Annotated in this window: 13 protein-coding genes; all 13 read left to right on the forward strand. The window is 34.9% G+C overall.

All coding sequences use genetic code 11. The features are described from left to right. Window positions 1-2 precede the first annotated feature (2 nt). The 13 genes from FA707_RS04870 to asnS all read left to right on the forward strand — a co-directional run bounded on the left by FA707_RS04870 (window position 3) and on the right by asnS (window position 16,075). Window positions 3-2,291, forward strand: coding sequence for an ATP-dependent DNA helicase (locus FA707_RS04870; RefSeq protein WP_136953170.1), 2,289 nt, complete (start codon window positions 3-5; stop codon window positions 2,289-2,291). After that, window positions 2,279-3,709: a hypothetical protein gene (locus FA707_RS04875; protein WP_136953171.1), complete on the forward strand. Its 1,431-nt coding sequence runs from the start codon at window positions 2,279-2,281 to the stop codon at window positions 3,707-3,709. Before FA707_RS04870 ends, FA707_RS04875 begins: the two co-directional genes overlap by 13 nt. Further along, window positions 3,702-4,178, forward strand: coding sequence for a crossover junction endodeoxyribonuclease RuvC (locus FA707_RS04880; RefSeq protein ID WP_168177352.1), 477 nt, complete (start codon window positions 3,702-3,704; stop codon window positions 4,176-4,178). The genes FA707_RS04875 and FA707_RS04880 overlap by 8 nt, the downstream gene beginning before the upstream one ends. Window positions 4,179-4,408: 230 nt before the next feature. Then, entirely contained in the window at window positions 4,409-4,744 is a 336-nt protein-coding gene (locus FA707_RS04885; protein ID WP_136953145.1) for a metal-sulfur cluster assembly factor, read from the forward strand. A gap of 368 nt (window positions 4,745-5,112) precedes the next feature. Next, window positions 5,113-5,631, forward strand: a complete 519-nt coding sequence (locus FA707_RS04890) for a hypothetical protein (RefSeq protein ID WP_136953173.1) — start codon at window positions 5,113-5,115, stop codon at window positions 5,629-5,631. 17 nt (window positions 5,632-5,648) lie between these two features. After that, complete coding sequence (locus FA707_RS04895; RefSeq protein ID WP_136953174.1) at window positions 5,649-7,178, forward strand: flotillin family protein; 1,530 nt, start codon at window positions 5,649-5,651, stop codon at window positions 7,176-7,178. Between the two features lie 138 nt (window positions 7,179-7,316). Further along, the gene (locus FA707_RS04900; RefSeq protein ID WP_136953175.1) at window positions 7,317-7,763 is read left to right on the forward strand and encodes a DUF6557 family protein; all 447 of its coding nucleotides are present in this window, start codon (window positions 7,317-7,319) and stop codon (window positions 7,761-7,763) included. A 183-nt stretch (window positions 7,764-7,946) separates the two neighbouring features. Further along, entirely contained in the window at window positions 7,947-8,414 is a 468-nt protein-coding gene (locus FA707_RS04905) for a ClbS/DfsB family four-helix bundle protein (RefSeq protein ID WP_136953176.1), read from the forward strand. 222 nt (window positions 8,415-8,636) lie between these two features. Continuing rightward, window positions 8,637-10,067 (forward strand): 6-phospho-beta-glucosidase, encoded by a 1,431-nt coding sequence (locus FA707_RS04910; protein WP_136953177.1) that lies wholly within the window; start codon window positions 8,637-8,639, stop codon window positions 10,065-10,067. Between the two features lie 163 nt (window positions 10,068-10,230). Next, window positions 10,231-13,029: an ATP-dependent DNA helicase DinG, 3'-5' exoribonuclease type gene (gene dinG, locus FA707_RS04915; RefSeq protein ID WP_168177353.1), complete on the forward strand. Its 2,799-nt coding sequence runs from the start codon at window positions 10,231-10,233 to the stop codon at window positions 13,027-13,029. A gap of 15 nt (window positions 13,030-13,044) precedes the next feature. Continuing rightward, window positions 13,045-13,521, forward strand: a complete 477-nt coding sequence (locus FA707_RS04920; RefSeq protein ID WP_136953179.1) for a cell wall elongation regulator TseB-like domain-containing protein — start codon at window positions 13,045-13,047, stop codon at window positions 13,519-13,521. Between the two features lie 17 nt (window positions 13,522-13,538). Beyond that, window positions 13,539-14,726, forward strand: coding sequence for a pyridoxal phosphate-dependent aminotransferase (locus FA707_RS04925; RefSeq protein ID WP_136953180.1), 1,188 nt, complete (start codon window positions 13,539-13,541; stop codon window positions 14,724-14,726). 50 nt (window positions 14,727-14,776) lie between these two features. Further along, on the forward strand, window positions 14,777-16,075 hold the full coding sequence (asnS, locus tag FA707_RS04930; RefSeq protein ID WP_136953181.1) for an asparagine--tRNA ligase: 1,299 nt from the start codon (window positions 14,777-14,779) through the stop codon (window positions 16,073-16,075). Window positions 16,076-16,121 lie beyond the last annotated feature (46 nt).

Below are 16,121 nucleotides of genomic sequence, written 5' to 3' on the forward strand. Positions count from 1 at the left end.
CTATGGAAAAGTTTAACAATGTAGAATTTACAGTTACAAGGATTATGAGTAGGAATGAGACAAAAGCTAAGGAAATGTTTTCTTATTATATCAATGGAAATATTTCAAAAGTTGCCGGAGAAAAAAATTGTAAAGAGCTTCATAGCAGAGTAGGAAAAAGAAATGCAAGTATTACATTTGCTTTTGAAGAAGAGGTTAATGTTAGAGACAAATTTACTGCTGACGTTAAGGTGTGTCAGTCAAGTAACGGGCAATACTTTTTGAAATGTCTGTGCGTTCAAAAAGAGATACCAGCGTCTGATAGTAAGCTATATGGTTATTTAGCTTCTAAAAGTAAAGAACAGAAACCAAAAATCACAAAAAAAGATTGGGAAAAAATAATTGAAATCAAACCTCTTGATGAAATTATAAAAAGTGGAATCTCTAAAGAAGAGCTCATGGAGATGAACATAAAAGAAAGTAAGGTAGATACGATTATCAAAGTGTTAACAGAGAACGTTATTCATTTAGGTAGAATTCAAGCCTTAACAAAAGCATTAGCTCTTAATGTTGCAGAGTCTATAAAAATATTGGACAAATTCAGTGTTCAAGATAATCAGGATGTAGATTCGATAGTCAATCAAATTAAAAGCAATCCCTTTATTTTGATGTTTAATTATTCATTTTCGTTTGAACGTTGTGAACAAATTTTTGAGAATCCAAAGATTAAAGTAGCTGAAAAAGTTTGGAATGCTGCCCGTCTTTATAATATGCTCACTACGCTTTTACTAAATAATGGAGGATATTATATCTTAAAACAAGAGTTAGAAAGTGAATGGACCGCGTATGAAGAGGAGAAATCGTCAAATGTAAGTAGCATATCTTTTGATGATTTATTAAATTACTTAATTAATAGTGAGTTTGTTAAATGTGGTTTGAGTCGAAATGATAACGAACAAACGGCAAATTTTGTCACAACCAACAGATTATACGAAGGAGAGTGTGAGTTAGCTTTTGAAATTGCAACGAAATTGTCAAGGGAAGTGAAGGGAAGCACCGCAATAAACATCGATGGGTTAAGTGTACCTCAAAATGCAGCAGCAAGATTAATACTTAGAGATTTTGCAATAATAACTGGAGGTCCTGGAACAGGTAAAACAACAACATGCAAAGGACTAATAGAACTGATTGAAAAATTATTTCCTAATAAGAAAATTTGTTTACTTGCGCCTACAGGTAAAGCTGCTAAGAGATTGGCTGAATCAACAAATAGAGAGGTAATGACAGTTCATAAGAAATTGGAAATAATAAATTCAGATGACGATAGAACTGTTACAGTATTTGATTCAAATGACATAGTTATCATTGATGAAGCTTCAATGTTAAGTACTTATTTGTTGCTCAAAGTATTTCGTTCAATGCAACCAGAAACCAAATTGATACTAATTGGTGACGTAAACCAATTACCTTCTATTGAGTATGGTAAACAGTTTTCAGATTTGCTTAATGTTGAAGAAATTTCAAACATTAGACTGAGGGATGTTTACAGACAACAAAAGGACAGTAAAATAATTGATATTTCAGATGCAATTATCAACAATACTTCAGAAATCAAAAAGCTTTTTGAAGTAAATAGAAATGAAGAAAAGTTTTTTGATGGAAAAAATGAGTCGAAAATTGTTGATACTGTCGTTAAACTATCAAAAAAGTGGAAAGAAAAAGGAAATACTTTAGAGGACATGCTTGTGCTGACCCCGATTAACAATGGCTTAATTGGCAAAGATGAGTTGAACAAGAAATTGCAAAAAGTTTGGAATGAACAGAATAACAGCCAGTATGTTCTTGATCAAGATAGATCGATAAAGTTTTATGAAAATGACAAAGTCATGCAATTAGTAAATGATTCAGATCAAGGTTTAGTGAATGGTGATGTGGGTACTATTACTAAGGTTATTCCTAAAAATGATGGCGGAATAGTTGAAGTGAAATTTGACAATGCAATCGTTACGTATGATTCAACTAATTTGAAAGAATTAGATTTAGCATATGCCTATACCGTTCATAAATCTCAAGGGTCTGAAGCAAAATTTGTCATTCTTGTGAGCCCACCTGAAAAAGTGTTCAAAGGAAACAAAAACCTATACTACACAGCAGTTACAAGAGCAAAAGAATTTTTGATAGTAGTAGGTTGTCAAGAGACATTTGTTAACAGTTGTGAAATAAGCGCGTTAGAAAACCGACATACATTATTAACAGAAAGAGTAAAACAAAACATTAGAAAATTAAAGGAGAATAGCAAATGGAAACAATAAATAAAGAAATTTCACAAAAAATAATGGAATTATATTGTGATTTTAAAACAAGCTACTACGTGAAAAATAAAGAAGGGGATTTTGCGATTGCAAAGTCCTATACGAAAGAGGAAGAAGAGGATAAATTGGATAAAATTTTATCATTGTTTCAAATTATGGAATTTATGAAGAATAGGAACATGGAAATGAGGTTAGATATTTCTTTGGATACTACCAAATTTCTATCAATCGAGGTTGTTGATGATAAAGATTTAGTAGAATCTATTTTAAGGATTCTGACTGAAAAATTTCAACTACGACAACAAAATATACTTGTTAGAAAGTATGAAAATAAGTATTTTGTCGATTTGTTTTTTAGTTTTCATCTATCAAATCTTATTTCACAAAAACTATATCTTTTTATTAAAGATGAGTTGAAGTTGACTAATTATGAGATTAGCTATCATCCGAAGTCCGTGAGAGGATTTGATTTGCATTTTAATAAGTTGGAGCATGAGATATTTGATGCTGAAATGAAATCAGTCGATATTAATTATTTATTGGCGATTAAGAAAATTGATATCAATTCGGAAGATTTTAAATTAATTGAACATGCTATGTTGTCTAATATTGATGAAACAAGGCTGAAAAAATCTGGTTATTTAGACGAAGAATTTGTCAAGTGGCCTTCAGAAATACGAAAGATTGAAGAACAAAGAGTATTTGATTTAAGCCTCGAACACTGGAATTATGCCGTCTATTATCATATTGGAATAAGAAACGAGGAATTTAGCAGAAAACAAATTGAGGAAATTTGGAAGGAAATAATTCAAAATACCTCAATTAAATATGGTGGACAGATAGACACCGATAAGCTTAAAAGAGCTGTTGAAAAATCACTTGATCAAAATTATGAGGATAAAGGATATATAAAAGAAACACCTCTATTTTTAACTAAAAAAGAGGCGTTGTTTATCTTTAAATCACAAGACAATAAACGCAAAAGGGAAACATTATTTGCCTTGTACATGTATTGTCGAATGTACAACAAGCCGACAAAATTTCAGTTTTCATCGAAGTTTTTGTCTAAAAAATTCGGATTGGGAAAAAGAGAAGCTATTGTTAATCGTATTGAACAGATGACGGATGAAAATGGCGAGATAATGGTAGGGGTTGAAAGAGTTGGTGCAAGTCAATGGAAAGGAGAAGAAGTTAAAAAAATGAATACATATAGTCTGAATTTTGAAATGAATTTGGATATCGATGTGGCAAAAAAAGAAAAATACATTGTAATTACTGATTTTGATAGTAGAAACTTTTATCGAGTAGTGACTGAATTAATTGACGAAGATGAATTGAATCAGATTGTTAGTAAAAGTGACTACCAAAATTATTTTAAAAAACTATACAAAGAAAAGGAGGAGGTAGTTGTTGGTTAAAAATATTGTGTTAGCTTTAGATTTATCATTAACAGAAACGGGATATGCTATTTGCAAAATTGAAAAGGGGAATTTTGAGGTGTTAGAGTTTGGAACGATTAAAACTTCTTCAAAAGATAGTATGGGCTATCGGCTTCAATTGATTGAAAGTGAACTGATTAGAATTATGCAAAAATGGCATCCAGATAGTGTAGTGAAAGAAAAATCATTTAGCAATAGGAACATTACATCTACGCAAGCTATATTTCAAGTGGTTAGAATTGCTTCATATGCTATTTGGAAAGAGTTGGAATTGGTACCTATCGATTATGCTGCAACTAATATTAAGAAGACTTTAACAGGTAATGGCAGAGCGAGTAAAGAACACCTGATGGAAAAAGTAAAGGCATTGACGAACTCAGAACCAACCAATTTTGATGAATCGGATGCGATAGCGGTGGCTTATACTTATTACTTAGATAAAGTATAGAAATATTCGATAAAAAGCGATTAAAATCGAGAATTATTTTTGGAGTGATTTTGGAAATCGACATATTTTATCACGGGTACCTAAGCGTATGAGAAAAAAGTGCTCATATGCAGGGATATCCCTGCTGTAACTCTTGAATTAAGGTTAGAAAGATGGTAAATTAAACGTAAAGAAAGAACGGCTTTTTAGAAATATCACAACTACAATTATTTACAAAATGAGGGACTTCAATGTCAGAACAAAATTGGACAGAAGCACAGATTGAAGATATTAAAGAGCGTATTTTAGCAGCACTTGAAACAGTAATCGATCCAGAGTTAGGGATTGACATCGTAAACCTTGGTTTAATTTATGAAGTAGAATTTGGGACAGACGGCAATTGTTTAGTGAAGATGACCTTAACCACAATGGGTTGCCCATTAGCCGATGTTATTACTGAAGAAATTCATGAAGCATTGAAAGATGTGGAAGAAGTGAAAAATACAGAAGTGAAGTTAGTCTGGTATCCTGCTTGGACAACGGATCGCATGAGCCGTTATGCGCGTATTGCTTTGGGGATTCGATAGCGTTATATCAAAGTCTCTAGGGATGTTGCTTAAAATTTGATGAGTGAAATACTCACTGAGTATGGTGTCCAAGATGAATTTCTCATTGTTTGGATAACAGACTAAAAGCGTCAATTTTTGCATGAATCCTATATTAAAACGACAAAAAATATTAAACTCCTTCGTTAACTGAAAAGTTAGGGAAGGAGTTTTTTTAGAAAATAACGAGATTGGCTGAAATTTCATTCTTTGACTTTTATTATGACGATATATTTATTACGATGCCTACTCAGGTAATTGTTTTTTTATGAAAAAATTTGTTGTTTTGTATTAAATGTATTATGATATGATTATATAAATGCAAGGTTAAATGAAAAAGAGGTGAGTTTGTGGAAGGGATACTAAATTTATATGTTTCTCATCTAAGCAGTGAGCCACTCTTATGGGTAGTTGTGACTGTATTGATTATCTTTGGTATCAGTATGATGACACGATTTATTGATATTGATTTTTTAGATTTATCATTTGTGTGGATTATTATGATAACGTTATTTGTTTTTCTTGATTGTCCGTGGTGGCTCGCGTTTATTGCCGGGCTAATCGCGGCGTTTTTACTGAAAATCTTGATTATTTTTCCATTCAGAGAAAAAATGAGTTACTCAACCATTATTAGCAGTAAAGAATTGGTTGGAAAAGACGGAGAATTAATGACATCTCTAAATGTGAACGAGACAGGACAAGTTCGTTTGATCTTAAGTAGTGGTATTGAAAATTTCCCATGTAAAATGATGGGTGAGCAGTCTACAACTTTGGCACGTGGAGAAAAAGTCAGGGTTATGTCTGTTGACGAAAAAAATAATCTCATCTATATAACCAAATTGGTTGATCATAATTGGGATGAATTTTAAAAACAGGAGGAAGAAAGATGAATGTTATCATGACTTTAGTACCAGTAATTATTATTTTAGCTTTAATTGCAATTGGATTGTTTTCGTGCTACCGAACAGTACCAAATAATGAGGTAATGTTGGTATATGGAGGACTTTTAGGTAACAAAAATACGTTGACTTCTTCATCAGGATCAAAATTGAAAATGGTGAGTGGAGGAGGTTCATTTGTTATTCCTATTGTTCAATCTACGAAACGCATGAAATTAGAAAACATGAAGCTTGATGTGAGTGTCGAAGACGTTCCGACGAAAGCTGCAGTTCCAGTAAATGCCGAAGGAACGGTAGTGATTAAAATTGGGAATAGCCAAGAAGCGATTATGACACACGCCCAACAGTTTATGGATAAACATGTTGAAGAAAAAATTGAGCAATCACGTGAAGTTTTAGAAGGTCACTTACGTGCTATTTTGGGAACACTAACCGTTGAAGAAATCTATCAAGAACGTGATCAGTTTGCCAATCGTGTGCAGGAACAAGCAGAAACGGATTTAGCCAACATGGGATTAACCATCGTTTCCTTTACTATTCGAGACATTAACGATGAAAATGGCTACTTTGAAGCAATCGCTCAACCTAGAATTGCAGCTGTAAAAAAAGATGCACAAATTGCGACAGCTATTGCGGAAAAAGAAACTCGTATCAAACGTGCTGAAGCGGAAAAAGAAGCAAAAGAACGTGAAATTTCAAATGCGACAATGATTGCAGAAGCGACAAAAGATAAAGAGTTGAAAATTGCTTCTTATATCGTAGAGCAAGATACGGCAAAAGCCAAAGCCGATAATGCTTATGCAATTGAAAAAGCAAAACTTGACATTGAACTGAAATCGCAACAAATGAACATTGAAATCCAAGAACGTAAGAAACAGATTGAATTAGAAGAACAAGAAATACTGCGTCGTGAAAAACAATACGATTCTGAAGTTAAGAAAAAAGCAGATGCTGATCGCTATCAAGTCGAACAGGCTTCTGAAGCTGAAAAATTTGCGCGTGTCAAAGAAGCGGAAGCACAAAAGGAATTAGTTGCATTAGAAGCTCAAGGGCAAGCAGAGAGCATTCGTGCAATTGGTGAAGCGGAAGCTTTAGCAAAAACTCAAGTGGGTCAAGCAGAAGCAAATGCTAAGGAAATGATGGCAGAAGCTTTACGTCAATACGGAGAAGCAGCGATTAAACTAGAATTGATTGATCGTTTACCTGAAATTGTGAAACATGCAAGTGAACCAATAGGAAACATCTCTGATATTCGTGTGATTGAAGGTGGAAGTGGTGAGGGCCAAGGTGCTTCTAAAATCGCAGGTCTTTCAGCTAAAAATATTGCCGCAAGTTCTGAAATATTGGAACAAGTACTAGGAATTAATTTAGGAAACTTGATTCAAGATTTCGCTGGCACAAGAACGGGTGTTCAAGCCAAACGAATTGCTGATGCGTTAAATAGTGACGAGAAAAAAGTAGAGAATGAGGAAACATCAGAAACTAATGATTCTGAGTCTAACAATGAAGAGAATTAAAACTAAAAATAAGCCTATGTAGGCTTATTTTTTTCAATCTTGAGTTATATCTGTCATTTGATTTCCCCTTAAAAGATCACTCTCAATAAAACTATTATGCTATAATTAATTAAAATAACTAGAATTAGAGGATAACTAATGAATTTTAAAACAGAATTATTGGGTATATTAAACGATGACTTATTGATGACAATTGCTGAAGATATGGTGGGACGTTTTAATATTCAAGAATCAGCAGATAAACGATTTGATAAATTATCACGGTTTGTCAATAGCATTCAATCAGTTTCCGACAAGGTAAACAATCATTACGTGGTAAAAATTATGCAAGACTTTGATGATGAAGAAGACGAGGATGAAGAGGGATACTGGCGTCCGTTTTTGTACCATGTGAATGAGGATAAACTATATCCAATAGATTTAATCCCTTTTACAGATTTATTTACCTATCAAATTGACGGGTTAACAGATGATTTAGATTTATTATCAGAGGTTTTATTTGAATTGACTTTTGATGGTTTTACAATCGAAGAACAGCAAATAAGCATTATGGCATTTGAGGATTCTTTAGCCTCGCTAGAATAAAAGTCAAACGAGAGTGGCAATTGCTTCTCTCGTTTTATAAGAAGATATTTGTTTATTAATGGCTCTTATAATATTGCCTTAATGATAGCTAGGAGGGATAAAATGGTACGTCCAAAATCAAAGGAATCGTTATGGCAACAAGCAGAAGAAAATTTTGACAAACTATAAAATACTATCAATCAAATGACGTTAGAACAGCAATTAGAACCATTTGTATTCACAGAAGAATTTTTAATGACTAAAAAAGAGGCTCACTGGCGTCGTGATGAAAATCTACGAGATGTTTTGATTCATTTGTATGAATGGCATCAACTTTTTCTAAATTGGGAGAGTGCTAATGGTCAAGATCAATCGGTTCCGTTTTTACCTGAACCTTATAATTGGAAGAATTATTCACAAATGAATGTTGAATTTGTTGCTAAGCATCAAGTGACTTCCTTATCTGAAGCGAACGAATTGTTAGCAACAAGTCACCAACAGATGATGGCTATCATTAAGGGTTACTCAAATGAACAATTGTTTGAGAAACAACAGTTTAGTTGGACGGGTAGTACAACATTAGGCAGTTATTCGATCTCTGCTACATCCAGTCATTATGATTGGGCAAATAAAAAACTTAAGCAACAACTCAAGTTATTAAAGGGGAAATAAGGGCCTTTTTTAATAGAGATTGACATTAGTGAAAGCGTTTGATATATTTTATATATAACATAATATTTATGAATGCCGATGGATAGTGATTGTTTATAAATGACAAGCTAGACCTGATGACGAGATGTAAGACCGCTTTTTTGCTGTGTCTAATCTTGTCATTAGGTCTTTTTCTTTTTATCGGAACCATCATAAAAAATATAAGAAAGTGAGTGAAGATACATGGGATTTCCAACGAATTTTTTATGGGGCGGGGCAACCGCAGCGAATCAATGTGAAGGGGGCTATAATGAAGGTGGACGTGGTCTAGCTAACGTGGATGTGGTGCCAATTGGTAAAGATCGTTTCCCAATCATTGCAGGGATTCAAAAACATTTAGCCTTTGATGATGAACATTTTTACCCAGCTAAAGAGGCCATTGATATGTATCATCGCTATAAAGAAGATATCGCATTATTCGGAGAAATGGGCTTTAAAGTGTATCGCTTGTCGATTGCTTGGAGTCGCATTTTTCCTAACGGTGATGAGAGTGAACCAAACGAAGAAGGACTGGCTTTTTATGAAGATTTATTTAAAGAATGTCATAAACATGGCATTGAGCCATTAGTTACGATTACCCATTTTGATTGCCCGATGCATTTGATTACGGAGTATGGTGGTTGGCGTAACCGTAAGATGATAGGCTTTTATGAAAATCTTTGCCGCACTTTATTTACGCGTTATAAAGATTTGGTTAAGTATTGGTTAACATTCAACGAAATTAATATGATTTTACATGCACCATTTATGGGAGCTGGGATTGTTTTTGAAGAAGGTGAAGATAAAGAGCAAGTTATCTTTACAGCCGCTCATCATGAGTTGTTAGCAAGTGCAGCAGCTACAAAAATTGCCAAAGAAATTAATCCTGACAATCAAATTGGTTGTATGTTAGCAGCAGGTAACTACTATCCATATACTTGTAATCCTCAAGATTATTTTGCAGCGATTCAAAAAGACCATGAGAATTATTTCTTTATCGATGTGCAATCACGTGGTAAATATCCTAACTATGCGTTGAAGGAGTTAGAGCGTAAAGGTATCAAGCTACCCATTGAACCAGGTGATTTAGAGTTGCTAGCTGAAAATACAGTAGACTTTATTTCATTCTCATACTATTCTTCAAGAACTGTTTCGACTGATTCTGAGTTGAATAAACAAACCGAAGGCAATATTTTTGCCTCATTAGCTAACCCTTATTTAGAAGCTTCAGAATGGGGCTGGCAAATTGATCCGCTAGGTTTAAGAAGTACGATGAATCAAATATATGATCGTTATCAAAAACCTTTATTTATTGTTGAAAATGGTTTAGGGGCAGTGGACACGCCTGATGAAAATGGCTATGTAGCAGATGATGATCGTATTGACTACATGCGTGAGCACATTAAAGCCATGAAAGATGCGATTGACTTGGATGGCATTGAATTAATGGGTTACACGTCTTGGGGTTGTATTGATTTAGTATCAGCTGGGACAGGTGAAATGAAAAAACGTTATGGCTTCATTTACGTTGACCGTGATAATGAAGGGAACGGTACATTAAAACGTACACCAAAGAAATCATTTGATTGGTATAAGCAAGTAATCAGTACTAATGGTGAGGACTTAGGTGAATAATTAAGTTTGTATATAGCTACGTAGGCTTGTTCTACGTAGCTTTTTTGATTTGTTTTAGCTAATCTATCAATAAAACTCGATTTTTACGTAAGATATTAGAGATATTGTTCATGAATTGACGAAAAATGAGGTATAATAGCATAGAATGAAAGGAGGAGCGTCGATGAAACACGACTCCGTTTATGCTGTTGTCGATTTAGAAACAACCGGCACGAATTCAAAAGAGGATAAAATAATTCAAATTGGCTGTGTCTTTGTCCAAAATGGTCAAATAATTGATATTTATCGTCAAGATATTAATCCTCGTATTAAATTAACCAAGCAAATAGAATCTTTAACAAGATTAACCAATCAGCAGCTCGCAAGTGCGCCTTATTTTGAGGATATTGCAGCTGAATTAATGCAAAAACTAACGAACTGTGTGTTTGTTGCCCATAATATTTACTTTGACTATCAATTTTTAAGTCAGGCGTTCGTTCAAGCTGGATTTGAACCGCTAACGATGCCGGGAATTGATACGGTTGAATTGGCACAAATTTTCTTGCCTACTTTACCAAGTTATCGGTTAACCGATATTGCCGACTTTTTAGAGTATGAACACGATCGTCCGCATCAGGCGGATAGCGATGCACTTGTGACTAGCGAATTGCTGATTTATATTGATCAAAAAATTAAACAATTACCAATTTGTACCTTAGAACAAATTGTCACATTAAGTCGTGTCTTAGGAAAAGAAACCTCAGACTACTTAGCCATGCAATTAACACAACTTAAACAAAACTACCCGCCATTAGCTCCAGGGCTTAAAGTTGTTAATGGTCTAGCTTTACGGCAAAAGCCTGATATGAGTGATTTATACCCACATAAAGTTTTAACAGACTTTCCCGTAGGTGTAGAAGCGAAAACAGAAGCTTATGGTGAGTTACTAGAGGTACGTGAAAGTCAATCACGTATGATTGATGATGTGTACCAATTTTTTACCAATAAAACACGAGAAAATGTTGAAAAAAACTTTGCCATTGAAGCACCAACGGGAAGTGGAAAATCATTTGGCTATTTGTACCCGATGAGTTTCCTAGCAACGTGCGACAATCCGGTTGTGTTGAGTACGACCTCAATTTTGCTTGAACAGCAATTAATTAATGAAGCAATTCCGCTTGTCAATCGAGTCAATCAGAATAGTCTTGTCGGTACAATGATTAAAAGTTCTCGCTACTTTATCGATCTTAATAAATTTAATGTTACCTTACAACAAGCCCCACGACAAAAACAATTTGCCATCCATCAGATGAGCGTTTTAGTATGGCTACTTGATACAGAAACGGGTGATTTAACGGAGCTTAACTTAGCTAATTTAGAACATCCATTCTTCAGACAAGTGAAACACTTTGGTGAACGATTTATTCCGACAGGTTCACCTTTTTATGAAGAAGATTTTTGGCGTTATTTAAAAAATCGTGTGAACCATTCGAATGTGCTGATTGTCAATCATGCCTTTTTAATAAAAGAGAATTTTCGTGAGTTTCCTTGGTTACCGGCAAGTGATTATTTAATTATCGATGAAGCCCATCATTTACCTGAAATTGCCGAAAAAATGGGACGTGAACAATTAGATTTTTCGAAAATTAAGTTTATTTTCCATAAATTGACGCATTTTGAAGAAGTAATGGCTAATTGGACGCGCATTCAGGGGGATAAAGATTGGCCAATTAATGTCCAACTATTAAATCAAATTGTGACAGAGTCTCATCAAGTGTTAGAAAATCTAGAGGCTGATATCGTTGAAACAACTGTATTAGATGGGAAATATAAGTTAAATGAGGAGCTATTGATAAGTCAAGAACAGTTAGAAAATTTACCGATATATGTAGTTCAAGACATTTATCGTTTGATTCGGTTATTAGCTGATTTAAATGCGTTGATTAACCAATGTCGGGACTTCTGTTTCCAACATTGGGAAAAATGGTTGCCAAGTGAGCAATTAAGTATTCAAGCTTGGCTAGACTATCAAGATGAGCTTCAAACCATTTTAGCGTTTGTGACCGATTATATCCAAAATGATAATAAACAATTAATTAAATGGTTATTTATCGATGATGATAAGTATCAAATTCGTTTATTTAAATCGGATGTCGGCGCATCACTCGTGGAGGATACTACCTGGTACGAACGTTATCAGAAAATTCTATACACAGGTGGTACCTTATCGACAGGTGATCAGGATAATTTTTTAGCAAAAAATTTAGGGATTGAGTCGATTCCAATGGTGAAATTCAAAGGGACATTTGATTACGAGCAACAGGCACGACTATATTTGCCAACTGAAAGTGCGCAGTTTACTAATTTATCAAGTCCTTATTACGAATCATATGTCGCACAGAGTATTCTTGAATTAGCAAAAAATAATTCGGTCAATATACTTGTGTTATTCACGTCATTAGACATGCTAAAAAATGTTTATTATAAAATTCAATCATCGTTAATTGATGATAGTATTGAAACATTAGCGCAAGGAATCACGGGTTCAAGGGAACGCATTCTGAAACGCTTCACCAAACAAGGTGGACAAAAAGTTTTACTTGGGGCTGATTCTTATTGGGAAGGGGTCGACTTACCTGGAGACGCTCTTGAATTAATCGTAGTTGTTCGCCTACCATTTGAATCACCTGATCGTCCGTATATCAAAGAAAAATTACGTCTCTATCAAGAACGTGGGTTAGATGGTTTTCAGCATTACTCATTACCCAAAGCGATATTACGTTTGCGCCAAGGGATTGGTCGTCTTATTCGTAGTAATGATGATCATGGGGCTATTGTAATACTTGACCCAAGAATTGAGACTGCACGTTATGCCAAAAAAATTAAACAGTCACTGCCCGATGGCTTGACGTTAGCTGTTAAGCCCCTGGATAATATTATCAGCGAATTAACAGATTTTATCGGTAAAAGAAACAACAGGTAATAATGGAGGAACAATATGTATAAAAAAATAATGATCGCATTAATTGCGTTATTAGTGATAATTATTTCAGGCAGTGTCTTGATTTTTGTAAAATCAGTTCAACCTCACCAACAAGCAGAAAAACAAGCGCTGGCGTTTGCCAAAAAATATATCGATCTTGAAACAGTCGATGAATTCTATTGGTTTAATCGTAAGGAAACAAATTTTTCATTAGTAGGGACGACTGAAAAAGGTAGTGAAATCGTCGCGTTTATTCCCGAAAGTGGTGATAAAATTAAAGTCATGAAACAAAAAGAAGGCATTAATTATGACCAAGTGATTAGTTTGATTGAAAAAGACTACCAACCTAATAAAATATTACGAGTAAATTTAGGGATGATTGATGACATTCCGCAGTGGGAAGTCGTTGTTCAAAATGAAGATGAGACGTTAACCTATTATTTAATAGGATTCGAATCAGGTAAAATAATCTCAGTTATTGAAAATGTATAAAATAGGAGGAATGCAAGATGGAATTATCTAAACGTGCTAAACAATTATCACCGTCTGCTACCTTAGCAACGGCTCAAAAAGCGCAAGACTTGAAGAAAACAGGGGTTGATGTGATTAGTTTGTCATTAGGACAACCAGATTTTGTAACGCCGATAAATGTTCAACAAGCAGCCATCTTATCAATTGAAAATGGAGAAGCAAGTTTTTATGCGCCATCTAACGGAATTTATCCATTGCGTCAAGCAATTATTGATCGAATTGAAACAGATTATGGCAAGCGATATGAACTAGATGAAGTAGTGGTGACGGACGGTGCCAAGTTTGCACTATACGCATTATTCCAAGCGGTATTAAATTCTGAAGACGAAGTGATAATTCCAGTTCCTTACTGGGTAAGTTACGCAGAACAAGTTAAATTAGCTCAAGGTGTGCCCGTCTTTGTTGAAACGAAAGAAAGCAACCAATTTAAAGCAACGGTCCAAGATTTGGAAGCTGCTAGGACGGACAAAACCAAATTAGTGATCATTAATTCTCCATCAAATCCAACAGGTATGCTTTATTCTAAAGAGGAACTAGAAGCAATCGGGAATTGGGCAGTTAAACACGATATTTATATTGTTGCGGATGAAATATACGGTAAGTTAATATACAACGGTTATGAATTTACTTCAATGATTGAATTATCTGATGCGATTAGAAAACAAACGTTCATCATCAATGGCGTATCAAAAAGCTATGCGATGACCGGTTGGAGAATCGGCTATGTTCTTGGAGACAAAGAAGTGGTTAAAGCGATTAACACTATAAACAGTCAATCAATTAGTAATTGTGCAGCGGTCAGTCAATACGCAGCGGTTGAAGCCTTGAGTGGACCGCAAAATTCAGTTGAAGAGATGCGTCAATCATTTGAAGAACGTTTGAATACAATTTATCCGCTAGTTGCAGCCTTGCCAGGTGTAACTATTGAAAAGCCTAAGAGCGCGTTTTACCTATACCCGAATATTCGTGAGACGCTAAATTTATGTGGGTATGAGAATGTCACAGATTTTGTGAATGATTTATTAGAAGAAGCCCATGTCGCGGTAGTAAGTGGCGAAGGATTTGGCACACACGATCACATCCGCATAAGCTATGCAACGGATATTGACACGTTAAAAAAAGGTGTTGAAAGAATTGCATCTTTTATTGAAAAAAAGCAAAAATAACGATATAGTAGTAGTAATGCTAATGAAACAGTGAAGGGGAGACTTATTAGATGGAAAGAATTCGTATTATTGATTCTAAAGACCACGTTGGCGAAATTGTACAAATTGGTGGTTGGATTGCGAATAAACGTTCAAGCGGTAAAATCGCTTTTCTACAATTACGTGACGGATCAGCCTTTTTCCAAGGGGTTGTCGTTAAAAATGAAGTACCTGAAGAGGTATTTGAAACAGCTAAAGGGTTAAGCCAAGAAACATCAGTTATCGTAACAGGTGAAATTCGTGAAGATTCACGTTCTAAGTTTGGTTACGAAATTGGTATTCAAAATATTGAAGTGGTAGGGGAAAGTAATGAGTACCCAATCACACCGAAAGAGCACGGGACAGACTTCTTAATGGACAACCGTCATTTATGGTTACGTTCAAGTCGTCAACATGCTATTATGCAAATTCGTAACGAAATTATTCGTGCGACATACGAATTTTACAATAGCCGTGGATTTACCAAAATTGATCCACCAATCTTAACAAGTAGTGCACCAGAAGGAACAACTGAATTATTCTCGACTGATTACTTCGGTCAAGATGCTTACCTTTCACAAACAGGTCAATTGTATGCTGAAGCAGCTGCAATGGCGTTTGGTAAAGTATTCTCATTCGGTCCAACTTTCCGTGCTGAAAAATCTAAAACACGTCGTCATTTGACAGAGTTCTGGATGATTGAACCTGAAATGGCGTTCGTCAAACATGAAGAAAGCTTACAAATTCAAGAGCAATATGTTGCCTTTTTAGTTCAATCAGTTTTAGATAACTGTGATTACGCTTTAGACGTTTTAGGTCGTGATAAAGACTTATTGAAAACTTATACAGAGTTACCATTCCCACGTATTTCATACGATGAGGCAATTGAATTATTAAATGCTAATGGCTTTGACGATATTAAATGGGGCGATGATTTTGGTTCGCCACATGAAACTTATATCGCGAACCATTTCAGTAAACCAGTTTTCATTACTAACTATCCTAAAGGAATTAAACCATTCTATATGCCTTCACCAGAAGACCGTGATGATGTTGTAATCTGTGCGGACTTAATTGCACCAGAAGGCTACGGTGAAATTATCGGTGGTAGTGAACGTGCAATTGGATACGAAAACATGAAACAACGTATTGAAGACAACAACCTAAGTTTAGACGACTATGGTTGGTACTTAGATCTAAATAAATACGGTCCAGTTCCTCACTCAGGATTTGGTCTAGGTTTAGAACGTGCCGTGACTTGGATTTCAGGGATTGAACATATTCGTGAAGCAAGTCCATTCCCACGTCTATTACACCGTATTTACCCATAGTAATAAACAATATAACGAAGAGTCCAATTTGGGCTCTTTTTTGTTT

Origin of the sequence: Vagococcus zengguangii, assembly GCF_005145005.1 — a bacterium.
GTDB lineage: Bacteria > Bacillota > Bacilli > Lactobacillales > Vagococcaceae > Vagococcus_A > Vagococcus_A zengguangii.